This window comes from Simiduia sp. (assembly GCF_058345725.1).
Window position 1 is genome coordinate 32,806 of sequence record NZ_JBTUOC010000014.1, and the last position, 22,523, is coordinate 55,328.

The 22,523-nt window shown below is 55.1% G+C and carries 23 protein-coding genes; 16 read left to right on the top strand and 7 right to left on the bottom strand.

Annotated elements, in window-relative coordinates; all coding sequences use genetic code 11:
* Nucleotides 1–55: 55 nt before the first annotated feature.
* Together ACW8F6_RS03615 and ACW8F6_RS03620 are read left to right on the top strand one after the other, a co-directional pair.
* Entirely contained in the window at nucleotides 56–901 is an 846-nt protein-coding gene (locus tag ACW8F6_RS03615) for an AAA family ATPase (protein ID WP_491574477.1), read from the top strand.
* Nucleotides 901–2,076 (top strand): vWA domain-containing protein, encoded by a 1,176-nt coding sequence (locus ACW8F6_RS03620; protein WP_491574478.1) that lies wholly within the window; start codon nucleotides 901–903, stop codon nucleotides 2,074–2,076. Before ACW8F6_RS03615 ends, ACW8F6_RS03620 begins: the two co-directional genes overlap by 1 nt.
* Nucleotides 2,077–2,121: 45 nt before the next feature.
* On the opposite strand, the gene ACW8F6_RS03625 is transcribed toward ACW8F6_RS03620, so the two are convergent.
* Both ACW8F6_RS03625 and ACW8F6_RS03630 read right to left on the bottom strand, forming a co-directional pair.
* On the bottom strand, nucleotides 2,122–2,694 hold the full coding sequence (locus tag ACW8F6_RS03625; RefSeq protein WP_491574544.1) for a substrate-binding domain-containing protein: 573 nt from the start codon (nucleotides 2,692–2,694) through the stop codon (nucleotides 2,122–2,124).
* Nucleotides 2,661–3,005, bottom strand: coding sequence for a LysR family transcriptional regulator (locus ACW8F6_RS03630; protein WP_491574479.1), 345 nt, complete (start codon nucleotides 3,003–3,005; stop codon nucleotides 2,661–2,663). The genes ACW8F6_RS03625 and ACW8F6_RS03630 overlap by 34 nt, the downstream gene beginning before the upstream one ends.
* Before the next feature lie 95 nt (nucleotides 3,006–3,100).
* Here ACW8F6_RS03630 and ACW8F6_RS03635 point away from each other — a divergent pair, with 95 nt between their 5' ends.
* The 8 genes from ACW8F6_RS03635 to ACW8F6_RS03670 all read left to right on the top strand — a co-directional run bounded on the left by ACW8F6_RS03635 (nucleotide 3,101) and on the right by ACW8F6_RS03670 (nucleotide 12,344).
* Nucleotides 3,101–3,607, top strand: coding sequence for a lactoylglutathione lyase family protein (locus ACW8F6_RS03635; RefSeq protein ID WP_491574480.1), 507 nt, complete (start codon nucleotides 3,101–3,103; stop codon nucleotides 3,605–3,607).
* Between the two features lie 149 nt (nucleotides 3,608–3,756).
* Nucleotides 3,757–7,665: an ATP-dependent RNA helicase HrpA gene (gene hrpA / locus ACW8F6_RS03640; RefSeq protein ID WP_491574481.1), complete on the top strand. Its 3,909-nt coding sequence runs from the start codon at nucleotides 3,757–3,759 to the stop codon at nucleotides 7,663–7,665.
* A 183-nt stretch (nucleotides 7,666–7,848) separates the two neighbouring features.
* Complete coding sequence (locus ACW8F6_RS03645) at nucleotides 7,849–8,229, top strand: HvfA family oxazolone/thioamide-modified RiPP metallophore (RefSeq protein ID WP_491574482.1); 381 nt, start codon at nucleotides 7,849–7,851, stop codon at nucleotides 8,227–8,229.
* A 15-nt stretch (nucleotides 8,230–8,244) separates the two neighbouring features.
* On the top strand, nucleotides 8,245–9,135 hold the full coding sequence (locus tag ACW8F6_RS03650) for an HvfB family MNIO-type RiPP peptide maturase (RefSeq protein WP_491574483.1): 891 nt from the start codon (nucleotides 8,245–8,247) through the stop codon (nucleotides 9,133–9,135).
* Complete coding sequence (locus ACW8F6_RS03655; protein WP_491574484.1) at nucleotides 9,132–9,872, top strand: HvfC family RiPP maturation protein; 741 nt, start codon at nucleotides 9,132–9,134, stop codon at nucleotides 9,870–9,872. The genes ACW8F6_RS03650 and ACW8F6_RS03655 overlap by 4 nt, the downstream gene beginning before the upstream one ends.
* 239 nt (nucleotides 9,873–10,111) lie before the next feature.
* Nucleotides 10,112–11,029 carry a porin gene (locus ACW8F6_RS03660; protein ID WP_491574485.1) on the top strand — a complete coding sequence of 306 codons (918 nt, stop codon included), beginning with the start codon at nucleotides 10,112–10,114 and terminating at the stop codon, nucleotides 11,027–11,029.
* 65 nt (nucleotides 11,030–11,094) lie between these two features.
* A complete protein-coding gene (locus ACW8F6_RS03665; protein WP_491574486.1) occupies nucleotides 11,095–11,505 on the top strand; it encodes a hypothetical protein in 411 nt (136 codons plus the stop codon).
* A gap of 140 nt (nucleotides 11,506–11,645) precedes the next feature.
* Nucleotides 11,646–12,344, top strand: a complete 699-nt coding sequence (locus tag ACW8F6_RS03670) for an MlaA family lipoprotein (RefSeq protein ID WP_491574487.1) — start codon at nucleotides 11,646–11,648, stop codon at nucleotides 12,342–12,344.
* Between the two features lie 56 nt (nucleotides 12,345–12,400).
* On the opposite strand, the gene ACW8F6_RS03675 is transcribed toward ACW8F6_RS03670, so the two are convergent.
* The gene (locus tag ACW8F6_RS03675) at nucleotides 12,401–12,706 is read right to left on the bottom strand and encodes a PilZ domain-containing protein (RefSeq protein ID WP_491574488.1); all 306 of its coding nucleotides are present in this window, start codon (nucleotides 12,704–12,706) and stop codon (nucleotides 12,401–12,403) included.
* A gap of 285 nt (nucleotides 12,707–12,991) precedes the next feature.
* Here ACW8F6_RS03675 and ACW8F6_RS03680 point away from each other — a divergent pair, with 285 nt between their 5' ends.
* Together ACW8F6_RS03680 and ACW8F6_RS03685 are read left to right on the top strand one after the other, a co-directional pair.
* A complete protein-coding gene (locus ACW8F6_RS03680; protein ID WP_491574489.1) occupies nucleotides 12,992–14,194 on the top strand; it encodes a response regulator in 1,203 nt (400 codons plus the stop codon).
* Nucleotides 14,187–14,672 (top strand): STAS domain-containing protein, encoded by a 486-nt coding sequence (locus ACW8F6_RS03685; protein WP_491574490.1) that lies wholly within the window; start codon nucleotides 14,187–14,189, stop codon nucleotides 14,670–14,672. The genes ACW8F6_RS03680 and ACW8F6_RS03685 overlap by 8 nt, the downstream gene beginning before the upstream one ends.
* A gap of 17 nt (nucleotides 14,673–14,689) precedes the next feature.
* On the opposite strand, the gene ACW8F6_RS03690 is transcribed toward ACW8F6_RS03685, so the two are convergent.
* A complete protein-coding gene (locus tag ACW8F6_RS03690; RefSeq protein WP_491574491.1) occupies nucleotides 14,690–15,121 on the bottom strand; it encodes a tellurite resistance TerB family protein in 432 nt (143 codons plus the stop codon).
* Nucleotides 15,118–16,101 (bottom strand): tRNA dihydrouridine(20/20a) synthase DusA, encoded by a 984-nt coding sequence (gene dusA / locus ACW8F6_RS03695; RefSeq protein WP_491574492.1) that lies wholly within the window; start codon nucleotides 16,099–16,101, stop codon nucleotides 15,118–15,120. Before dusA ends, ACW8F6_RS03690 begins: the two co-directional genes overlap by 4 nt.
* 165 nt (nucleotides 16,102–16,266) lie before the next feature.
* On the opposite strand from dusA, the gene ACW8F6_RS03700 reads away from it, so the two are divergent.
* The 4 genes from ACW8F6_RS03700 to ACW8F6_RS03715 all read left to right on the top strand — a co-directional run bounded on the left by ACW8F6_RS03700 (nucleotide 16,267) and on the right by ACW8F6_RS03715 (nucleotide 21,418).
* Nucleotides 16,267–16,755: a GNAT family N-acetyltransferase gene (locus ACW8F6_RS03700; RefSeq protein WP_491574493.1), complete on the top strand. Its 489-nt coding sequence runs from the start codon at nucleotides 16,267–16,269 to the stop codon at nucleotides 16,753–16,755.
* Between the two features lie 347 nt (nucleotides 16,756–17,102).
* Nucleotides 17,103–19,250 carry a fatty acid oxidation complex subunit alpha FadB gene (gene fadB / locus ACW8F6_RS03705; RefSeq protein WP_491574494.1) on the top strand — a complete coding sequence of 716 codons (2,148 nt, stop codon included), beginning with the start codon at nucleotides 17,103–17,105 and terminating at the stop codon, nucleotides 19,248–19,250.
* Nucleotides 19,251–19,262: 12 nt separating this feature from the next.
* Entirely contained in the window at nucleotides 19,263–20,438 is a 1,176-nt protein-coding gene (fadA, locus tag ACW8F6_RS03710) for an acetyl-CoA C-acyltransferase FadA (RefSeq protein ID WP_491574495.1), read from the top strand.
* A 617-nt stretch (nucleotides 20,439–21,055) separates the two neighbouring features.
* Nucleotides 21,056–21,418, top strand: a complete 363-nt coding sequence (locus ACW8F6_RS03715; protein WP_491574496.1) for a hypothetical protein — start codon at nucleotides 21,056–21,058, stop codon at nucleotides 21,416–21,418.
* Between the two features lie 63 nt (nucleotides 21,419–21,481).
* On the opposite strand, the gene ACW8F6_RS03720 is transcribed toward ACW8F6_RS03715, so the two are convergent.
* Nucleotides 21,482–22,078: an HAD family hydrolase gene (locus ACW8F6_RS03720; protein ID WP_491574497.1), complete on the bottom strand. Its 597-nt coding sequence runs from the start codon at nucleotides 22,076–22,078 to the stop codon at nucleotides 21,482–21,484.
* A gap of 54 nt (nucleotides 22,079–22,132) precedes the next feature.
* Complete coding sequence (locus ACW8F6_RS03725) at nucleotides 22,133–22,516, bottom strand: hypothetical protein (protein WP_491574498.1); 384 nt, start codon at nucleotides 22,514–22,516, stop codon at nucleotides 22,133–22,135.
* Between the last annotated feature and the right edge of the window lie 7 nt (nucleotides 22,517–22,523).

Here is a 22,523-nt window from a genome sequence, read left to right on the forward strand (position 1 = left end):
GGCGCCGTCCATTGTTACACTGGGCGTTTTACGACGTTAACGCTTGGAGTAAGGCATGGCCTTTAAAGGTACTGATCAATACGTTGCCACCGATGACTTGCGCATGGCGGTCGATGCCGCCGTAACCTTGCAGCGCCCGCTGCTGGTAAAGGGTGAGCCCGGCACGGGCAAAACCATGCTGGCCGAGCAGGTGGCGCAAAGCCTGGGATTGAAGTTGATCCAGTGGCATATTAAGTCCACCACCAAGGCGCAGCAGGGCTTGTACGAATACGACGCGGTATCGCGATTGCGGGATTCGCAGCTAGGCGATGACCGCGTGCACGATATCAAGAATTACATCAAAAAAGGCAAGCTCTGGGAGGCCTTTGATTCCGACGAGCAGCTGGTGCTCTTGATCGACGAAATTGATAAGGCCGATATCGAATTTCCCAACGACCTGTTGGTGGAAATCGACAAGATGGAATTCTTTGTGTACGAAACCGGCGAAACCATCAAAGCCAAGCACCGCCCCATCGTGATTATTACCAGTAACAATGAAAAAGAGCTGCCCGACGCGTTTTTGCGCCGCTGCTTTTTTCACTACATCACCTTTCCCGACCGGGAAACCATGCAGAAAATCATCGACGTCCATTTTCCAAATATCAAGCAGGCATTGGTTAAAGACGCCATGGATATTTTCTTCGATGTGCGCAAGGTGCCGGGCCTGAAGAAAAAGCCCTCGACCAGCGAGCTAGTAGACTGGCTGAAATTGTTGATGGCCGATGATATTCCCGATGAGATTCTGAAAAATCGCGATACCACCAAGGCGATCCCGCCGCTGTACGGCGCGCTCCTGAAAAATGAACAGGATGTGCACATGCTGGAGCGTCTAGCCTTTATGAGTCGCCGGGAAAGCCGCTAATGCTACTTAACTTTTTCAGTGGGTTGCGCGCGCACAATGTGCCTGTGTCACTCAAAGAGTTGTTGGTGTTGCTAGAGGCCTTGCAGCACCGGCTGGCATTTGGCTCGCTTGACGATTTTTATCTACTATCGCGCACGGTGCTGATTAAAGACGAAAAGTATTACGACCGCTTTGATCGAGCCTTTGGCGCCTACTTTAAGGGCTTGGAAAGTATTGAAGATATTTTTCAGGCACTCATACCTGATGACTGGATTCGTAGCGAGTTTCTAAAGCAGCTATCTGAAGAAGAGAAAGCCAAGATTGAATCAATGGGCGGCTTGGAAAAGCTCATTGAAGAATTTAAAAAGCGCCTAGAGGAACAGCAAAAACGCCATCAGGGGGGTAACCGCTGGATTGGTACCGGCGGCACCTCGCCCTTTGGCAACAGCGGCTACAATCCAGAAGGTATTCGCGTGGGTGGCGAGTCGCGCAATAAAAGTGCCGTGAAAGTCTGGGATAAGCGCGAGTTTAAGAACCTGGACGACAGCGTAGAGCTAGGCACGCGCAATATCAAAATGGCCTTGCGTAAACTGCGCAAATTCGCGCGCTCGGGGGCTGCCGATGAGTTGGATTTAACCGACACTATCCGATCCACGGCGCGCAATGCCGGTCTGCTGGATATAAAAATGGTCCCCGAGCGCCACAATGCGGTAAAGGTACTGTTATTTTTAGACGTGGGCGGCTCCATGGACCCCTACATATCGCTTTGTGAAGAACTCTTTTCCGCCTGTAAAACCGAGTTTAAACACCTGGAATATTTCTATTTTCACAACTTTATTTACGAGCGCGTATGGAAGGACAATCAGCGTCGGCACCAGGAAACGACGCCGCTGTTTGATGTGATGCACAAGTATTCCAGCGATTACCGGGTCATTTTTGTGGGCGATGCCTCCATGGCACCCTATGAAATTGCCAGCCAGTACGGCAGTGTTGAGCATATGAATGAAGAGCCGGGCTACAAGTGGATGCAGCGCTTAACCGACACGTTCGACAAGGTAATCTGGCTCAATCCCGTGGCAGAAAAATACTGGGATTACACACAGTCTATTGGAATGACTCGCGAATTAATCGACGACAAAATGTTCCCACTGACTCTGGAAGGGTTAGATAGGGGGATTAAATACCTCGCGAAATAGTATAACGCTTGGCGACAAGCTGTCCTGTAACAAGCAATTAGGTGTCTAGCAACTAGATGTCTTGGGAGCGGGCGCCAAGCACTGGGTGATTTCTTGCAACACCGTCTCCACCCGTCGAGGTATTTCCCGCAGTGGATGGGTCACAAGATACAGGGTTTCGTGAACACTGTGGGTGAGCCTGTGCGCGGTGATTGCCGCTTGGTCGCCAAAAGCATCGACCGCGTATTGGGGCAGTACGCTAAAGCCCAAGCCTCTGGCCACAGGCTCCAGAATTAAACTAATTTGGTTGGAAAAGCCGGACTGGGGCAGCTGGCTGATGTGTTTGAATTGGGGATAGTTTTTCGCCAGCAGCAGATTGGCGTGGTAGTGCCCGTCCGGGTGGTTAATAAATCCTAGCTCGCACAGTGCCGCCCAGCTGGGCGTGGCTGTGCTTTTTGGCGTTACTAACAATAGTGCCTCAGTGGCGAGGGCCTTGGTGGTGACTTCGCCCGCAACCGTCGCCTGGGTAATGAGGCCAATGTCGATTCGATCTTCGGTTATCCACTGGGCGATATCGGCATTGGGCGCAAAGCGGTAGTCGATGGTTAGCTTATTGTGCTGGCGCTGAAGTTCGAGCAGCCGGGGGTAAAGCTCCCCGGCGAGGCAATGCGCACATTCCCCTCAAAGGCTGGATCTTCGCCGAGCCTTTGTTCGAGGGCACTGAGCGACTGGAGTATGCGCTGGCCGTCTTGGTATAGCTGCTTGCCGGCGTCGCTTAGCGTGAATGTTTTGCCCTGCCTGATCAGCAGTGCCTGATCCAGTTGCGCCTCTAACTTGTGAATGTGCTGGCTGACGCCGGACTGGGTCATGTGCAGCAGGGCGGCAGTTTGGGTGAAATGCTTGTGCTCGGCCAACGCGCAGAAGGTGCGCAGCCATTGCAGATTTATCATTACAAAATATTCTCATATCCATGAAGATAGATAATTTTACATAATTAATATCGGTTTGTAATCTGGCGCCCTACACCCATCAGGAGGACCCAGTTATGAACAAGGTATATCCCCGCAATTTTTCCCACATTGGTATTTCCGTGCCGGATCTTAAGGCCGCCGTGGCGTTCTACACGGAGGTGATGGGCTGGTACCTGATCATGCCTCCCACTGAAATCGTGGAGGATGATAGTGCCATCGGGCAGATGTGCACCGATGTGTTTGGGCGCGACTGGCGGCGATTTAAAATCGCACACCTATCGACCGGTGATCGCGTGGGCGTGGAACTGTTTGAATTTCCGAACCAGCAAAATCCCGACAACAATTTCGAGTACTGGAAGACCGGTATTTTTCACTTCTGCGTGCAAGACCCGGACGTGGAGGGGCTGGCCGATAAAATAGTCGCGGCGGGAGGAAAGCGGCGCATGGCCGAGCCACGCTACTATTACCCTGGCGAAAAACCCTACCGCATGATTTACATGGAAGACCCCTTTGGCAATATCCTGGAAATTTACAGTCACAGCTATGAGTTAATTTATAGCGACGGCGCCTACAGCCGATAGTCTCTTTTACCCGAGGACACTCTGGCCAACCAGGGCGCAACCCCGTCCGCCGGTGGGCGGAGTGGCCGACGGAGTAAGTCCGTGAGGGTTTCTGTACCCGCATCACTAAGGGGCCTATAATCCGCCCCTTTCACTTGTTGGCTGGAAAGATGTCTGCACCGGATTTATCGCCCCTTTATGCCCAGCTCGATCACTTAATGGTTGAGGATGCCTTGGCGCTGCGCAAGCGGTTACGCAGTTTGCGCGGGCGTATAGCTCGCAAGCAACCGGTGGATAAAATGCTGGCCGGCATTGAGCAAGCGGTGTCTGCGGCCCAGGCAAAGCGCGCGGTGCGGGCCCAATTAGTGCCCGACATTGTACTGCCCGAACAGTTACCGGTGAGCCAGCGCGCCGATGAAATTGCGGCGCTGGTAGCCAAGCATCAAGTGGTGATTCTGGCCGGTGAGACCGGCTCTGGGAAAACCACGCAACTGCCGAAAATCTGTTTGCAATTGGGGCGCGGTCAGCGCGGATTGATCGGCCACACCCAGCCGCGCAGATTGGCGGCCCGCACGGTGGCGGCGCGCATCGCGGAAGAATTGAATACCCGCCTGGGCGACCGAGTTGGCTACCAGGTGCGCTTTAACGACCAGAGCAGTGAAAATACACTTATCAAACTGATGACCGACGGCATTTTGCTGGCGGAAATTCAGCAAGACCCACTGCTCAGTCGCTACGACACCCTGATTATTGACGAGGCCCACGAGCGCTCGCTCAACATCGATTTTCTGTTGGGTTACCTCAAGCAATTGCTACCCAAGCGGCCCGACCTCAAGCTGATTATTACCTCGGCCACCATCGACTTGGCGCGCTTTTCCGAACACTTTGACGGCGCGCCTATTATTGAGGTGTCTGGTCGTACCTTCCCGGTGGAGATTCGCTACCGGCCCGCGGCTGACGAAGACGGCGATTTGGCCGAGCAGATTACCGAGGCCGTCAATGAATTATTGGTTGCCGAGCGGGGTACGGGCCGGCGCGGCGGCGACATACTGGTGTTTTTAGCCGGCGAGCGCGAAATTCGGGAAACCGCGCAGGCGTTGCGCAAGGCGAATTTACCGCACATTGAAGTGTTGCCACTCTACGCGCGCTTGAGTCTGGCGGAGCAAACGCGCGTGTTCGCACCCCACACAGGGCGGCGCATCGTGTTGGCCACCAATGTGGCGGAGACCTCCATTACGGTGCCGGGCATCCGCTATGTGATAGACCCGGGCCTGGCGCGCATCAGCCGCTATTCCTATCGCACCAAAATCCAGCGCCTGCCCATCGAGCCGGTATCACAAGCCAGTGCCAACCAGCGCGCGGGCCGCTGTGGTCGCGTGAGTGAGGGCATCTGTATTCGGCTCTACAGCGAAGCGGATTTTCAAAGCCGGCCGGCGTTTACCGACGCCGAAATACTGCGCACTAATTTGGCAGCGGTCATATTGCAGATGTTGTCCATGCGCATGGGCGATATCGAAGCCTTTCCCTTTGTGGATGCGCCCGATTCGCGCCTGATTAACGACGGCATGCGTCTGCTGGAAGAACTCCAGGCGATCGACGGACAGCGCAACCTCACCGCAATGGGACGGCAGTTAGCCAAACTACCGGTAGACCCCACACTCGGCCGTATGCTGATTGCCGCCGCTGCGGCCAATGCGCTCGACGAAGTGCTGATTATTGTGTCGGGCTTGTCGGTCCAAGACCCGCGCGAACGACCGGCCGACAAGCAACAGGCCGCCGACGAAAAACACCGGCGCTTTCGCGACGAACAGTCCGACTTTGTGGCTTGGGTCAACCTGTGGCGCTACCTGGAAGAGCAGCGCCAGGCGCTGTCTAGCAGCCAGTTCGCCAAACTGTGCAAGCGCGAATTTTTATCCTGGTTGCGAGTAAAGGAGTGGCGCGACATTCACCTGCAATTACGTCTGGCCCTGCGCGATTTAAAACTACCGCTCAATACCGCACCGGCGACTTACGAGGCGATACACAAGTCGCTGCTGCCGGGATTGTTGAATAACATTGGCAGCAAAGCGGAGGACCGCGAATATCTGGGGGCGCGCTCACGTAAATTTCAGATTTTCCCGGGCTCAGGACTTTATAAAAAATCGCCCAAATGGCTGGTGGCAGCGGAACTGCTCGAAACCTCAAAACTGTTTGCGCACACGGTGGCAAAGATCGAGCCCGAGTGGGTGTTGGACGTTGCCGCTCATCTGGTAAAACGCGAGCACTTTGAGCCCCACTACCATGTGAAAAGCGGCCAGGTGATGGCCTTTGAGAAAATCAGTTTGTACGGCTTGGTGCTGATTGAACGCAAGCGCGTAGCCTACGGCAAAATCGACCCGACTATCGCGCGCGAGGTGTTTATCCGCAGCGCTCTGGTCGAAGGCCACTACCGCGGCAAGGGAGCGTTTTTTAAGGCCAATCTCAAATTGATCGAAAGCCTGGGCGAGTTGGAGGCCAAGTCGCGTCGGCGCGATATTCTAGTGGACGACGAAGCCCTGTATCGCTTCTTTGCGGCGCGAGTACCGGAGGACATAGTCAATTTGGCGGGCTTTGAGCAGTGGCGTAAAACCGCCGAACAAACCACGCCTGAATTGTTGTATCTCACCCGCGACTATTTAATGCAACACGATGCCAGTGCAGTGACGGAAGCGCAATTTCCCGATTACTTGGCCTGCAACGGCATGGAATTACCGCTGCAATACCACTTTGAGCCCAACCATGCTGACGACGGTGTCAGTGTTTTGGTGCCGGTGAGTATTCTGCATCAAGTGCCCGAGCATCGGTTGGAGTGGCTGGTGCCTGGTATTTTGAAGGAAAAGTGCGTGGCACTGGTAAAGGCTCTGCCCAAGCAGGCCCGCAAGCAGTTTGTTCCTGTGCCCGAATATGTGGACAAGGCGCTGGCGCGCATGACACCCGCCAATGAGCCGTTGGCACAAACACTAGGCGAGCAGCTTTTTCGCACATCGGGCAATCGCATCGACCCAGCCTTGTGGCAGGCTGTGCAGCTTGATGACTACTACCGCATGAATATCATCGTGCTGGACGAACAGGGCAAGCGGCTCGACAGCGGTCGCAACCTAAATCAGTTGCGCGAGCGCTACCGCGACCGACTGCAGGCCAGCATAGAATCGGCGGGCCCCGATCTGGAACAAACGGGCATCACTCAGTGGACGCTCGGCGATATTCCCGAGCAAACCCAATTCAAACGAGGCGGAATTGCCATCCGCGTGTACCCGGCGCTGGTGGATGAGGGCGATTCAGTAGCGCTGCGCATGCAGGACAACCCAGAGGCGGCGCGGTGGTTGCACCGTGCGGGTGTGGCGCGGTTAGCGCTCTTGCAGCTGGGCGAGACCACTCGCTATCTGCAAAAAGAGTTGTTGCGCGGTAAGGATATTGGCTTAAGCATGGCGAGCTTGGGGAGTCGCGAACAGGTGGCCGGGGATCTGTCCATGGCGGCCATGGTGCAACTCATCGGCGAGCAGTACCCCGACTTTAATCTGCGCAGCCAAGTTGCCTTCGAGGCTTTGATCGATTCGGTGCGCAGCGCCCTGGTACCTCGAGCCACCGACTTGGCCGAGCAGCTATACCAGGCACTGGTGCTACTCGTCGAAGTGCGCAAAGTTTTAAAAAGCCAGCGCAATGCCCTGATGCTTGCCTTTACCTTGTCGGATATTAAACAGCAATTGGACCAGCTGTTCGGCAAAGGCGTATTGATACATATGCCCGCGGACACGCTGCGGCACTACCAGCGCTATCTCAAGGCCATATTATTGCGCCTGGAAAAAGCACCCCAGAACGTGCAGCGCGATAAGCTGGCCATGGCTGAGTGGCAAGCGGTGGCCGACCAGTGGCAGGCACTCTGCACGCAGGCCGGCGAATTTCGCGCGCAGCTGACGCCAACCTTGAGCGATATGCGTTGGCAATTGGAAGAATTTCGCATATCGCTGTTTGCGCAAACCATTAAAACGCTTACCCCCGTGTCTGCCAAGCGGCTCTCCAAGCAAATCCAGGAGGCCAAGCAGGCACTGGGGCTGCACTAGCCTGTGCAACTAGCCGACAAAAGGGCTCCATTGGTCGCAGCTGTGAACAATGCCCCGAAAAAACTTGTGTCTATACTGTAACGTCGATGAGTGGCAGGGCTCTAAGTCACTGATTACACACGGGCGGCACCCACAGGCGTTGCCCACAATAAAAGCAAGTAAGGGCTCGTTAAGGAGAATCCTATGTCTAAATCAATGAAAACCCCTTTCGCAACGGCAATTGGTGCTGCAGTACTGGCATCGGCAGCAATGTCTGGTTCCGCGTTTGCGGCTGATAACCCTTTTTCGGCGCAGGAGCTGAGCTCGGGTTACAACCTGGCAGACAACCATGCAGAAGGTAAGTGTGGTGAAGGCAAGTGCGGTGACAAAGCCAAGAAAGACGGCAAGTGTGGCGAAGGTAAGTGCGGCGGCGACAAAGCCAAGCGAGATGGAAAGTGCGGCGAAGGTAAATGCGGCGGCGACAAAGCCAAGAAAGATGGCAAGTGCGGCGAAGGTAAATGCGGCGGCGACAAAGCCAAAAAAGACGGCAAGTGCGGCGAGGGTAAGTGCGGCGGTGCCGCTTAAGCGGAATCCGTTTTAATGACCTTGTTTTATCCTAGTGAAGTCACCCAACCGGCGCTTGGCGCCGGTTTGGGTTTACGGCGCAGCGAAATGCAGGCCTTTCAGGTCTTGACGCCCGATCAGATTGATTTTATGGAAGTGGCGCCTGAAAATTGGATTGGCGTAGGTGGCCGCTATGGCGAGCAGTTGCGCGAGTACACGCGGCGCTTTCCGCTGTTTTGCCACGGACTGTCTTTGTCCATTGGTAGTCCCGCTCCCTTAGATGTCGAGCTGATTGCTCAGACTAAACGGTTTCTGGATGCACATCAGGTGCAGGCCTATAGCGAACATTTAAGCTACTGCAGCGACGATGGCCACCTGTACGACCTATTGCCTATTCCCTTTACCGAGGAGGCTGTGCACTATGTGGCCGGCCGCGTGCGGGAGGTACAGGACCGGTTGGAGCGCCGCATTGCATTGGAAAATGTGTCCTACTACCTAACTGCCGCCCAAGATTTAACCGAAAGCGAATTTATCAATGCGGTGTTATCCGAAGCCGACTGCGATTTACTGTTAGACGTCAATAATATTTATGTCAACAGCGTGAATCACGGCTACGACCCCAAGGCTTTTTTACAGGCCTTACCGGGAGCGCGCACCGCTTACTACCATGTGGCCGGCCACTACGACGAAGCGGCAGATCTTAAGGTGGACACCCATGGCGCCAATGTGATCGACCCGGTTTGGCAATTGCTAGCCGAGGCCTACCAATTATATGGCGTTGGCCCAACACTTTTGGAGCGCGACTTTAATATTCCGCCGGTGCCAGAGCTAATGCAGGAAGTGAATACCATTAAGCGCATTCAGCAGCAGGCGCTCGCCGCCGGTGCGCGCGATCGTCGCACTCGGGTACTGGAGTTGACACTGTGACACCGTCAACTACGCAGGCGCTGCAATTTTCCCTGACCCGCTACTTGCGCGACCCTGACCAGGCGTCGGCGCCCGCGAATGCCGATCTGCATCGGCTCAAGGTTTATCGGGAGTTAATCTTCAACAACATCGAAGGCTTTTTGAGCAGCGGCTTCCCCATATTGCGGCAGCTGCATGCCGAGCCCGAATGGTTGGCGTTGGTGCGCGCCTTTGTACGGGACTATCGGGCGCAAACGCCGTATTTTCTGGAAATTGGCCAGGCGTTTCTGGATTTCGTTCAGCAGCGCCCCGACTTACCGTTACCGCCCTTTGCCGCGGAGTTAATGCACTATGAATGGGTCGAGCTGGCACTGGACGTGGCGCCCGAGCAGCTGCCCGCACCGGGAGCTGAGTTGAACGATAGCGCCGAGCTAAAGCTGTCGCCCCTGGCCTGGCCGCTGGCGTATCAATACCCGGTGCACCGAATAGGCCCAGATTTCCAACCCGAAACCCCGCCGGCGCAACCCACGTTCTTGGTGGTGTACCGCGATCGCGTGCACAAGGTGCGTTTTATGGCGCTCAGTGCCATGAGTTATGCGCTATTAGATACCTGCGCAGTAGACGCGGGTGTTTGCCTGCGTGATTTGCGCAATACCTTTACGCGGCAGTTCCATCAAGCAGACAACCCCCAGTTTGCCGAGCAGCTACAGGTAATGGTGCAGCAATTTGCCGACCAAGATATTCTCCTGATTTGCTAACACCGCCAGCCTGACTATGCTTGCTTTTTGACAGTTTTGTGTCAGAAATCGGGCATTATCGGGAATGTTGGTTATTAATTAATCAAAAATGCTTATTAGTAGGGTGTTTTTAATTCCAAGTCCTTATTTTGTCGATATATCTGTCATTTTTCTGCAATATTCAGCCGCCAGAATGCTGCGCATCCGGTGAAGCGTTCACCCGATGAAAAGACATGCCTATAAAGCCAAGGGGACAATCCATGAATACACCTATGAAAAAGTTGCTGCCGTTCGCCATAGCAGCCGTTTTACCTATCGCCGCGCACGCAGAAGGTCCGATTGATGGCACTGTGTACGGCAAAGTGAATGTAACGGTTGAAAACCAGGACGACGGCACTGATTCCGTTGTAGCGCTGGAAAGCAATGCGTCGCGCTTGGGCTTCAAAGGCAAGACCAAGCTCAACGACTCGCTGTATGCCATCTACCAGCTGGAATACGAAGTGGCCGCCGATGATGGCAGCGACGTGTTTAAACAGCGCAACATTTACGTGGGCTTGGCGGGTGATTTTGGTGCGGCCATTGCCGGTAAGCACGACACTCCCACTAAACTTCTGCAGAACAAAATCGACCTGTTCAACGACCTGAAAGGCGATATTAAAAATGTCATTTCAGCGAGCGAAACGCGCGCCAGCAATATCGTGATGTACTCCACGCCCGAGATGGGTGGCTTCTTTGCCCAGGGTGCCTACATCATGAGCGAAGATGCCGAAGAAGACGATGCCTTCTCTATGGCGGCGGGCTGGTCTAACGACGTAATATACGCGGGCCTGGCCTACGATGATGCCGTGCGTGCGGAAGACTCCAATGTGTTGCGCGGCGTAGTGCAGGCCAATCTGGGCGATTTCCAGTTGGGTGCACTTTACGAAACTGACGACACCAACGGCGACACCAACGACGGCTGGGTATTGAGTGGTCAGTACAAGGTAGGTAACTGGGCTTTGAAGGCTCAGGTAGGCCAGTCGGATATCAAAGCCGAGGGTGGTGAAACCTACTCGGTGGGCGCCGATTACAAATTGGCCAAGAGCACTAAGGTATTTGCATTTTATACCGACAGCGCTGCAGACAATGATGTAATTGAAGGCAGCTACCTGGGTTTGGGCATGGAACACAAGTTCTAAAACTCAGATACGGGTTGTTAAGGGTGCTTCGGCACCCTTTTTTGTTTTTGATGTAGGAGACATTCGTGCGAACTTTTATCATTTTGTGGAGTCTAGTTTGCTGTGCCGCGTGGGCAGAGCAACGCACTGACAGCGACGGCAAGCCCTGTGAAGATCTAGTGGACTTGTCGGAGAGCGGCCAGTTTCACCGGTTGCATTTTGAGTGCGAGCCAGACACCGATCCGGTAACCACTTATACCAGTGAGGCCCGGCCCGTAGTTGCCGCACCCGATCGGGTTGAGACACCGCCGGCCGGCACTGAATTTCTAGTGCGTGCACACTGGCATGCGGATCAACCCGTTACGGGCGCATTGGCTAGCTTGTATCAGCAAATGCGCAAACACTGCCCAGTTGGTTGGGATAAGCAGGCGGAGTGGGTCGAGCCCGAGGCACTCCAATGGTTTGTCCATGCACGTATTCGCTGCCGCGGGGCTTAAACGGCTGCGATTTTCACCCTTGGCAGTACGTCTGTGCTGACGTGCGTGCAGGGGAGTCGTACAATGGCCGCCTTTTTATCAGTTCGGCAAGTCGCAGGGGAGCGAGGATGTTCAGAAATTCACCGTTGAGGGGTGGCCTGATGGGTCTGCTACTGGCCGTTACGCTGCCCGTACAGGCCCAAACTGCCAGCGAGGTAGACCCATGGGAAGGGTTCAATCGCAAAATGTTTGCCTTTAATTCCACCTTTGACGATTACCTGCTGCGCCCGTTGGCGAAAGGCTACCGCGCGGTGCTGCCCGATCCGGTGGAAACTGGCGTGGATAACGCCTTTCTCAACCTGCGTGAAATCACCAATGTTTTCAACGATGTGCTGCAATGGAAGTGGGACGCAGCGGCCAACGATACAGCGCGTTTTCTGATCAATAGCACCGTAGGTGTGGCGGGTATTTTTGATGTGGCCGGCCATTTTGGCCTGCGCCGCAGTGACGGCGAAGATTTTGGTCAGACCTTGGCCGTGTGGGGCGTGCCAGAGGGGCCCTACATGGTGCTACCCTTCCTGGGGCCGTCAACCGTCACTCGAACCCTCTCCATCCCCATGGACTTGGACTCGCTACCCATTGCGCAAATCGACGACGTGGCCACCCGCAACAGCGTACTGGCTATTCGACTGGTGGCGCTGCGCGCGCAGCTATTGCCGTTTGAAAAGTCCATCTCGGGCGATCGCTATGTGTTTATCCGTTCGGCCTACCTGCAAAATCGCCAATTCCTGATAAATGATGGTCAGGTGGAAGACGATTTTGGTGGCGAAGCCGACGACTATGGCGATTACGACTACTAAGCGTCGCCGCCGTCGATGATCTACCAACAGAAAAAAACCCGCAAAAGCGGGTTTTTTTAATTGAGTAGTTCGTCTATTTCCAGCCCCAGGGTGCAGCGTTCGTTGGGGCCGGCGGATACCCGAGCCACTCGGGCCTTGGCGCGCAACATCGGGTTGTGGCCGTGGCTAGAGCTCAGGCTAAGGGTGAGCTGCGTACCCACGGGCAGCGCGCGATCCACTTCCACCGACATGCCGCCGCCGCTGAGATCGCAGCAGATGCCCGTCAGGGTTTGGTCGGCATCCAGCTCAATGTCTACTGGAGAGTCGATACGCATGCGGATGAAATTACGCTTTTCACTGTAGGCGCGATTGGCAAGACTCATAACGTGCTTCCTGTGTTGAGTGTGCAGCGCAAACCGGGGGTTTGGGCTTAGTTATTATCTTCGAGCGGCACTGCGGCCGGTCGATGCAGGTACGTGAGTGTCTGGCAGGCGCCCAGCGAGAAAGCCTGTGCGCCAAGTGCATAAACTATGCAACTTGGACATAAAAGATACGCCATAAACAGCGCTTTGAACAGCTTGCAGCGGTAAGTTTATGGGAGTAGGGTAAGCGGTTTACAGGCTGGGTTTGATCGGGGCAGGTTGCAGAGTGGTTTTCTGACAGTGGACATGCAAAGTGCCAATAGCCGACGCCGGCTTCTTATCATCGACGACGACACCATCGTTCGCCAAAGCATTGTGGTGTACCTGGCCGACAGCGGCTTTGAGGTACTGGAAGCCGGCAACGGTCAGCAGGGCTTGGATCTCTTCTTTCGCGAAAAACCCGATATTGTTCTCACAGACCTGCGTATGCCGGGGATCGACGGTTTGCAGGTGCTGCGTAAGATCCACGAGGAGTGCCCCGAAACGCCGGTGATGGTGATTTCCGGCGCCGGCGTGGTAGCGGATGTGGTCGAGGCTCTGCGCCTGGGCGCCAGCGACTATATGATCAAGCCCGTGGTCGATATGGAAATGCTGGTGCATTCCATCGATAAGTCCCTCGAACGCCAGGCGCTTCTGGCCGATAACAAGCGCTATCGTCAGGAGTTGGAATCCGTTAATCGCAATCTGCGCGAACACTTGCGGGTACTCGAGCGCGATCAGCAGGCGGGCCGACAGGTGCAGCGCCGGCTACTGCCCCAGTTCCCACAAACGCGGGGCGACTACCATATCGCCCATCACATAGAGCCCTCGCTGTTCTTGAGTGGCGATTTTATTGACTACGCCTATTTGGGGCACCGCTATTTGGCGTTTTACTTGGCCGATGTATCTGGTCACGGCGCCAGCTCGGCATTTGTGACCGTATGGCTCAAACACCTGGTGACCCGGTTGGTGCGCGAGGAAGACCTGTTTGCCGATCAAAGTTCCTTCGAGCAGGGCCCGGCCTACTTGCTGGAGGTCATTAACCGCGAGTTACTGGATACTGACTTGGGGCATCATTTAACGCTGTTTACCGGTGTGATTGACACTCAAACCCACCAATTGCGCTACAGCGTTGCGGGTCATCTGCCGATGCCCGTCATGATTACAGAGCAGGGCGCAGAATTTATGCCGGGCGAAGGCAAGGCCGTGGGTATTTTCAAAGATGCCAGCTGGCAGGTGTGGTCGCAGTCACTGCCCGCCAAATTCAGCCTGTTTGCCTTCTCCGACGGCGTGCTTGAGGTATTGGCGGCGGATAATTTAGCGAACAAAGAGGTTGAATTGCTCTCAAGGCTCGGTAATATGCCGCGCACTATCGAGGCCGTGTGTCAGGCTTTGGCGCTGGATCGTATAGAGGAGGCACCCGATGACATTGCCGTTTTATCGATATCCCGAGGGCTTGTGAGTGCGTGAAGGGCAAATCCTGGTGGCCGAACACCAGGGGGTTTACGTCATTAAATTGCAAGGTGATGTACGCCTGACGCTGTGCATCTCTTTTGATTCGTTCATCGATAAGATGTTTGCGGATGAAAACTTCCTTTCGGTGGTCTTTGATCTCACCGGTGCCGATGCGATTGATTCCACGACTTTAGGGCTAATGGCAAAAATTTCGCTGCTTGCCCAAGAGCGCCACGGTCTGGTGCCGACGCTGGTAAGCAATAACCCCGGCATTGATCGCATTCTGCAAACCATGGGTTTCTCTGAAATTTTCTGCATTGTGAAAGACGGCCAAACGGATGTGCCCGATGCCCAGGCACTATGTGCCGACTGCGCCGATGAAGGTGATGTCAAAGCCCGGGTGCTGGAAGCTCACCGCATTCTGGTTGGCCTGAACGCCGCCAATCGCGACGCCTTTGAGGACCTCATCGCCACGCTGGAAAACGACTGCTAATTCGGGCCGCAGCGCGGTTATTGGCGCGCTGACAACTTGGCCCGAATGAAGTCGCTGTGCGATACGTGAATGAGATCCGCCAGTTTGCGGATAGTGTGTTCTTCGTACTTGTCTACATTGCCGTCGGCGTAGGCCACCGCCCACATGGCCAGCACCAGGTCATACTTTTGTTGCGCGCTAAATTCATCGTTGATCACCCGGGTAAACTCGTAGAGCGAGGTGGCCTGATTTTGCTGTGATTCGGCTTGCTGCACCAGGTGCTCAACCTCGCGCGCAGACAGGCTATGGCTCTTTTCAAGGGCCGCTGTCAGTGCGGCGCGCTCTTGATCGTCCAAGTGGCCGTCGGCCATGGCTACCTCTACCAAGAGTGCAATGCCCGCCAACTGATGGCTTGGTCGGGCCTCCACAGTGGGGGCCTCAAAGAGGTTTCTCAGTAATTCAACAATCACATGCGACTCCTGATTTCGTCCAGCGCTCGATCGACTAGGTGGACATCGGCACTGGGTTTGTGGGCCTCGGCGCTAATAACCCGACGAAATTGCCGGCCGCCCGGCTGGCCGTGAAACAACCCCAGCAGGTGCCGGGTGATGTGGTGCAAGCGCATGCCCTGACTAAGCTGTTCATCAATATACCCCAGCATCTGCTGCATAATGGCCAAGCGATCGCGTGTCTGCGCCGGTTCGCCGTAAATGGCGCTATCTACCTCTGTGAGCATCCAGGGGTTGTGGTAGGCCTCGCGCCCCACCATAACGCCGTCGACCTGCTTCAGTTGCGATTGGCACTCTGCCAGGGTGGTTAGCCCGCCGTTGATAATAATCTCCAGCGCCGGGTGTTCGCGTTTGAGCTTGTGTACGCGAGCGTAATTGAGCGGCGGTACCTCGCGGTTTTCCTTAGGGCTCAGACCCTGCAGCCAGGCCTTGCGTGCGTGCACGATGAAGGTGAGACAGCCGGTGGCGGCAATGGGTTCCACAAAGGCCGCCAGTCCCGCGTCGTCATCCATGTCGTCGATGCCGATTCGGTGTTTGACCGTTACCGGGATGGAGACTGCATCTTGCATGGCCTTGATACAGTCGGCCACCAGGGCAGGGTGGGCCATCAGACAGGCTCCGATCATGCCGCTTTGCACCCTGTCTGACGGGCAGCCGCAGTTAAGGTTCACCTCGTCGTAGCCCCAGCTTTCGGCCATTTTAGCGCAGGCCGCCAGTTCGGCTGGGTTGCTGCCGCCCACCTGCAGCGCCACCGGGTGCTCCTCGGTGTTGAAGTTTAAAAAGCGCGCCCGGTCGCCGTGTATCAGGGCGCCCGTCGTCACCATTTCGGTATATAAAAATGCCCGCTTACTCAATAAACGCCAGAAATACCGGCAGTGGCGGTCTGACCAATCCATCATAGGGGCCAGGCTAAAGCGGCGGGGGGAGACTGAAGGTGGCAAATTGGTACTCCTTAAAAGTGCGCCATTTTAGCGACATTGTCGTCAAAAATCTGAAATAGTACGAAAGGCCGTTTTATTCGGGCAACGAGTCTGGGTACACTGAGGGATTGAAGCAGTTAACTCTAGTTCCCCTGTCTTATGATTCAACGCGCTGTAAGCCAATCTATGCCTGTATCTGCGAAGCCGAAAGTTATCAACCATCGCGCCAGTAAAACGGCGGAGCAATTGTACTTTCTGTTTCAAAATGCCTACCGCCAAGAGGCCAAGATTATTGGCTCGGCGGCGATGAGTTATTTTTTACCGCTGCAGCGCGATGCCGCCAAAATTCGTCTGGCGCCCAGCCGCATGCTGGGCATAGAAACCCCGAAGGGCGACGTGCTGGCGGCCATTGAGCTGATCGAGCCCAGTAGCTCTCAGGCCTGGTGCCAGATAGACAGCCTGTGCGTCGATCCCGCAGCGCAGCGCCTGGGCTACGCCAGCCTGCTACTGCAGACTGCCATAGCGCTTTATGTCAAAAAAGGGATAGCGTTACGGGTTCAAGTGGCCAAGGCTAACGCGCCTGCTTTGGCGTTGTACGACCGCTTCCAATTTCAATCTGTCTCTAGCCTGACGCTGCACGGCGTGGCGCTTTACGTGCTGGAGCGCAAGCCCTGACCGGGCAGTCGTGGTACAGGCATTTACAACGCGAGTACCTTTTGGCTGGAAACCGAACGGCCACCCACGCTTTCTTAGCCAATGCATTGGCGGTTAGCCGTCCCGCCAGCCGCCGCCCATAGGGCGGAAGCGTCCCTTCTGGTCATATTTGCAAGCAAATGTGGTTTGTTTTGCTATTGAGCGCGCGGCGGCTTTGCTGGAGTCTATAGTAAGTCTGGGCTTTGCTGCCCAGCGCTGTGTCGCCCGGCAATTGACCGTCAACCAATGGCGGTTGTTTTGGCTGGCACAGGCTAAAAGCACAAATAACGAAATACCCGCCATTGGCTGGCGTCCAACGAGGAACCCCCATGATTTATTCAGGAAAGGCGATCACTGTTCGCGCGTTGGATCAGGGCATAGCTGAGCTGTGTTTTGACCTGACCGACGACTCTGTAAACAAATTTAATCAGCTGACACTTAACGAACTGAAAGAGGCGACTGCCGCCATTTCGGCCAACGGTCAGGTGAAAGGCCTGTTGGTTACCAGCGGCAAAGATGGCTTCATTGTCGGTGCAGACATCACGGAATTTGGTGCGAACTTTAGCCGCAGTGAAGTAGAAATCGCAGCCGGCGTATTTGAGACGAACAAAATTTTTAACGCCGTTGAAGACCTGCCCATGCCAACCGTATCGGCGATCAACGGTGTCGCCCTGGGCGGTGGCTTGGAAATGGCCCTGGCAACCGACTATCGCGTGATGGCCGACGGCGCCAAAATTGGCCTGCCCGAAGTGAAGCTGGGCATCATGCCGGGCTTTGGCGGCACTGTGCGCCTACCTCGCGTGGCCGGTGCGGACAATGCCATCGAGTGGATTGCCGCCGGTAAAGAACAACGCGCCGATAAAGCGCTGGCCGACGGTGTTGTCGATGCGGTGGTGAGCGCGGACAAATTGCGCGACGCCGGCTTGGATTTGTTGGCCCGCTGCATCAGCGGTGAGTTGGATTACAAAGCTAAGCGCCAGGAAAAGCTCGAAAAACTGAAAATTAACGACATCGAATCTTTGATGGTTTTTGAAACCGCCAAGGGCTTCGTGGCTGGTCAAGCGGGCAAACATTACCCAGCGCCGGTGACTGCCGTTAAATCCATGCAGAAAAACAGCACCCTAGGTCGCGACGAAGCGCTGAAGATAGAAGCCGCTGGCATTGCCAAATTGGCAAAGACCCCAGTGGCCGCTAATTTGGTCAGCCTGTTTTTAGGCGATCAAATGCTCATGAAAAAGGGCAAGACTCAAGCCAAAGCCGCTAAGAAAGTTGAGAAGGGTGCGGTGCTGGGTGCCGGCATTATGGGCGGCGGTATTGCCTATCAATCGGCCTACAAAGGTACGCCGATCATGATGAAGGACATCGCGCAGGCGGGTCTGGATCTGGGTATGGGTGAAGCGGCAAAATTGCTGTCCAAATTGGTTGATCGCAAGCGCATGACCGCCGGTGAAATGGCCAATGTGCTAACTAACATTACCCCCACACTTTCCTACGAGGGCATCGACAGCGCCGACGTGATTGTTGAAGCTGTGGTTGAAAACCCCAAAGTTAAGCACGCAGTGTTGGCTGAGGTGGAAGGCAAGATGCGCGAAGACGCCATTCTGACTTCTAACACCTCGACTATCTCCATCGATTACCTGGCGCAGCCTCTAAAGCGCCCAGAAAATTTCTGTGGTATGCACTTCTTTAACCCAGTGCACAAGATGCCGCTGGTCGAAGTAATTCGCGGTGCCAAAACGTCAGATACGGCCGTGGCCGCCACCGTCGGTTACGCCTTGGCCATGGGTAAAAAACCCGTGGTTGTGCGCGACTGCCCCGGCTTTTTGGTAAACCGTATTCTGTCGCCCTATATGGGTTGCTTCATGCAAATGGTGCACGAAGGCGCAGACTTTGCCGCAATTGATAAGGTTATGGAAAAATTCGGCTGGCCCATGGGGCCGGCCTACTTGTGCGACGTAGTCGGTATCGACACCGGCGTACACGCCGGTGCGGTCATGAGCGAAGGCTTCCCTGAGCGCATGTCTTACGACTACAAAACGGCCAGTGAAGTGCTCTATGAAGCCAAGCGCCTGGGCCAGAAAAACGGTAAAGGTTACTACAGCTATGAGACCGACAAGCGCGGTCGCCTGCAAAAAGTGGCCGACGATAGCGTATGGACTTTGCTGAAGGACCATGTTGCCGATCGCAAAGAATTCTCTGAAGAAGAGATCATCGAGCGTTTAATGGTGTCGTTGTGCTTAGAGTCGGTGCGTTGTCTGGAAGATAACATCGTCGATTCTGCCACCGAATTGGATATGGCGCTTATTTACGGCATTGGTTTCCCTCCCTTCCACGGCGGTGCAATCCGTTACATGGAAAGCCTGGGCCTGGCCAATTTCGTGGCCATCGCCGATAAATACGCGCACCTTGGCGGCTTGTACAAGGTGACCGATCAATTGCGCGCCAAGGCGGAAGCCGGCCAATCTTATTTCGCCTAAGGGGTAGTGAACATGAAACTTAATCCAAGAGATGCAGTTATTGTCGATTGTGGCCGCACGGCCATGGGTCGCTCCAAGGGTGGCGTATTTCGCAATACCCGCGCCGAAGATTTGTCGGCCGATTTAGTCAACAGCCTGTTTGCTCGCAATCCAAAGTTGGATGCAGCAGAAGTTGAAGACGTGATTTGGGGCTGTGTGAACCAGACCAAAGAACAGGGCTGGAACATTGCTCGCATGATGAGCCTGATGACTGTGGTACCGCACTCGGCCGGCGGTCAAACTGTGAGTCGTTTGTGTGGTTCTTCTATGAGTGCGCTGCACACCGCGGCCCAGGCGATCATGACCAACAACGGCGATATGTTTGTTGTGGGCGGTGTTGAGCATATGGGTCACTTGCCGATGGATCACGGCGTCGATCCGAACCCGCGTTTGTCTAAGCACGCGGCCAAAGCGGCCGGCATGATGGGCCTGACAGCGGAATTTTTGGCGCTGATGCACGGTATCACCCGCGAGCAACAAGATGCCTTTGGCGAGCGTTCACACCGTCTGGCGCACAAGGCCACGGTTGAGGGTAAATTTGCCAATGAAATTTTGGCCCGCGAAGGTCACGACGCCAACGGTTTCAAAATCATGGTGTCTCAGGACGAAACCATTCGTCCAGAGACAACGGTTGAAGGCTTGTCGCAATTAAAACCCGCTTTTAATCCCAAAGGCGGCACCGTAACGGCCGGCACCTCTTCACAAATTTCCGATGGCGCCAGCGCCATGATCGTGATGAGCGCCGAGCGCGCCCAGGCCTTGGGCGTGACACCCATCGCGAAAATTCGCGCCATGGCGGTAGCCGGCGTCGATCCTTCGATCATGGGTTACGGTCCCGTGCCATCAACCCAGAAGGCGCTGCAGCGTGCAGGCCTGACCATGGCCGACGTCAATTACCTGGAATTGAACGAAGCCTTCGCAGCTCAAGCCCTGCCTGTGTTAAAAGATTTGGGCCTGCTCGATAAAATGGATGAAATGGTAAACCTCTACGGCGGCGCCATCGCCCTCGGTCACCCATTTGGCTGCTCCGGTACGCGCATCACAACAACCATGCTCAATGTGATGCAGCAAAAGGACTTTGCCATTGGCGTATCTACCATGTGTGTGGGTTTAGGCCAGGGTATTTCCACAGTGATTGAGCGTATTTAGTTTTCCATGCTTTAACCCCGGTTGTATTCCAACCGTCTTGTCACGCCGGCGCCCTAACAAGCGCCGGTTTTTTTTGCCTACAGGATGTAGGTACATCCCGTAAGGCAGGACGCCGAAAGGGAGTGCCAAAGGATGTAGGTACATCCCGCAAGGCAGGACGCCGGAAGGGAGTGCCAAAGGATGTAGGCACATCCCGTAAGGCAGGACGCCGAAAAGGAGTGCCAAAGGATGTAGGAACATCGTAAGGCAGGACGCCGGAAGGGGTGCCAAAGATGTAGGAGCATCGTAAGGCAGGATGCCGGAAGGGAGTGCCAAAGGATGTAGGAACATCGTAAGGCAGGACGCCGGAAGGGAGTGCTAAAGATGTAGGAACATCGCAAGGCAGGACGCCGGAAGGGAGTGCCAAAGATGTAGGAACATCGCAAGGCAGGACGCCGGCAGGGAGTGTCACAGGATGTAGGAACTTCGCTCGGTGGGACGTCGCAAGTATGTCCTGGCGCACGGTTCAATACTTGAAACAGTTGAATGCCATAAAAGAAGTTGTTCAGCTTTAGCGCCAGCTCAATTCTTGGAACAGACATTGCACTATCATCTACTTTTAGAGGTGAGGCGTTGCCATGAGTGTTGTCTTTGATCGAGCCATGATTGAGCTGGTCCGCGAAATTCGTCGACGGGTCCCAAGCCATATTAAGCCGGACATTAAATTGGCGAATCCGTATTTGCTGAGCTGTTTACAGGTTCAATACGGCGCGTCGTCCGATGTGGTATTAAAAACCTTGATTCAAGGGCTATTTGAGCGAGCGGGCGGCGGTTGGCAAGCTCGCCTGACGGGGCCCGTCGAAGTAGAAAATCCAGCACAGGTGGCGCGGGTATATCGTGGTCAGGTGTCGCACACAGAGAGGGTGCCATCAGGGCCGCTAGACGATGTGCCTTGCAAGCCCAAGGCGCAGCGCATTTATCGCGGCCAACCCGTGCTTTAAGGGCATTAAGATGATGTAAATTGGTGCGAGACAGTGAGTCTTGCGCCCTGTCCGTGCAATACGCTAACGGTGGCGACTGGCGAGTAAGCGCTGGGCCACCTGATCGAACTGGTTAAATACCGCGTCGGCCATTACTTCAAATGCTTCGTTGTGGGCATTGCGCCATAGCCAGGCCTGCATACCCGCGCGCCGCGCCGCCATCAGGTCAAATTTAAAATCGCCTAAATAGGCCAGTTTTGCGGGCGGCAGTTGCCATTGCTCAGCTACCCGCAACAATCCCTCAGGGTGGGGTTTGAACTCGGTGCAGTCTTCGCGGGTGATGATATGTTCGATGGGGATGTTCAGTTTTTGCACCATCAAATCGGTGGCCTCGCGCATATTGCGCGTGACAATGGCCATAGGAATGCCCGCGTGCTTAAGCGATTTCAGGGCGGCTTCGGCACCCTCTATCCAGGTGGCTGCGCGAGCGCCTTCGAGCTCGTGTCGCTCGATAACGGCCTGACTGTACTGGCGCAGCGGTTCGTCGGTGAGCCCGGCCAAATACTCCAGCAGTGGTGTTCCATCGGCTAGCCCTAATTCGGCACGCATGGCATTAAAATCGAGCCGGGAATCGACCAGGGTATTGTCCAAATCAAAAATGATGCCTTGCAAAGTGGTCACCGAGAATTACTCATGAGGGGCGGTTACGGCAGCGCCCGCGCGCTGGCTAAGCGCTCAGTAGTGTAACTGCTCCCGGCATTCGATGCTGTGGTCGTCCACATGAATTTGCAGGCGCTTGCCCCACTCACCGTGTGTGACATTACCGCATTCGACAGTCACTGGCTCACCATGGCGCTGTAAGCTGATGCGATAGACTCCATCGGCCTGGTCGGCATCATAAAACACCCGCGCCTCGCGGCTGGGAGGAATAGCATCTAGTGAAAGGTGGTTGGACGGCAGCGTAATACTGATCTGGTCGATGGTCCACTGGCTGTGATTAAACACGGTGACCGACGGGGTAAGCCCGCACAATAGCAGGAAGGCCATCGCACAGGCACAGGCGATTAAGCCGGTAGCCAGCGCGATATAGAGAAGCCATCGAGTTACCTGTTGTGCCATTGCGTAT

Coding starts and splice junctions, on each gene's coding strand:
- ACW8F6_RS03725 (WP_491574498.1), bottom strand. CDS start 22,516: ATGGCACAACAGGTAACTCGATGGCTTCTCTATATCGCGCTGGCTACC.
- ACW8F6_RS03660 (WP_491574485.1), top strand. CDS start 10,112: ATGAATACACCTATGAAAAAGTTGCTGCCGTTCGCCATAGCAGCCGTT.
- ACW8F6_RS03675 (WP_491574488.1), bottom strand. CDS start 12,706: ATGAGTCTTGCCAATCGCGCCTACAGTGAAAAGCGTAATTTCATCCGC.
- ACW8F6_RS03635 (WP_491574480.1), top strand. CDS start 3,101: ATGAACAAGGTATATCCCCGCAATTTTTCCCACATTGGTATTTCCGTG.
- hrpA (WP_491574481.1), top strand. CDS start 3,757: ATGTCTGCACCGGATTTATCGCCCCTTTATGCCCAGCTCGATCACTTA.
- fadA (WP_491574495.1), top strand. CDS start 19,263: ATGAAACTTAATCCAAGAGATGCAGTTATTGTCGATTGTGGCCGCACG.
- ACW8F6_RS03700 (WP_491574493.1), top strand. CDS start 16,267: ATGCCTGTATCTGCGAAGCCGAAAGTTATCAACCATCGCGCCAGTAAA.
- ACW8F6_RS03680 (WP_491574489.1), top strand. CDS start 12,992: ATGCAAAGTGCCAATAGCCGACGCCGGCTTCTTATCATCGACGACGAC.
- ACW8F6_RS03620 (WP_491574478.1), top strand. CDS start 901: ATGCTACTTAACTTTTTCAGTGGGTTGCGCGCGCACAATGTGCCTGTG.
- ACW8F6_RS03670 (WP_491574487.1), top strand. CDS start 11,646: ATGGGTCTGCTACTGGCCGTTACGCTGCCCGTACAGGCCCAAACTGCC.
- ACW8F6_RS03650 (WP_491574483.1), top strand. CDS start 8,245: ATGACCTTGTTTTATCCTAGTGAAGTCACCCAACCGGCGCTTGGCGCC.
- ACW8F6_RS03630 (WP_491574479.1), bottom strand. CDS start 3,005: ATGATAAATCTGCAATGGCTGCGCACCTTCTGCGCGTTGGCCGAGCAC.
- fadB (WP_491574494.1), top strand. CDS start 17,103: ATGATTTATTCAGGAAAGGCGATCACTGTTCGCGCGTTGGATCAGGGC.
- ACW8F6_RS03715 (WP_491574496.1), top strand. CDS start 21,056: ATGAGTGTTGTCTTTGATCGAGCCATGATTGAGCTGGTCCGCGAAATT.
- ACW8F6_RS03615 (WP_491574477.1), top strand. CDS start 56: ATGGCCTTTAAAGGTACTGATCAATACGTTGCCACCGATGACTTGCGC.
- ACW8F6_RS03645 (WP_491574482.1), top strand. CDS start 7,849: ATGTCTAAATCAATGAAAACCCCTTTCGCAACGGCAATTGGTGCTGCA.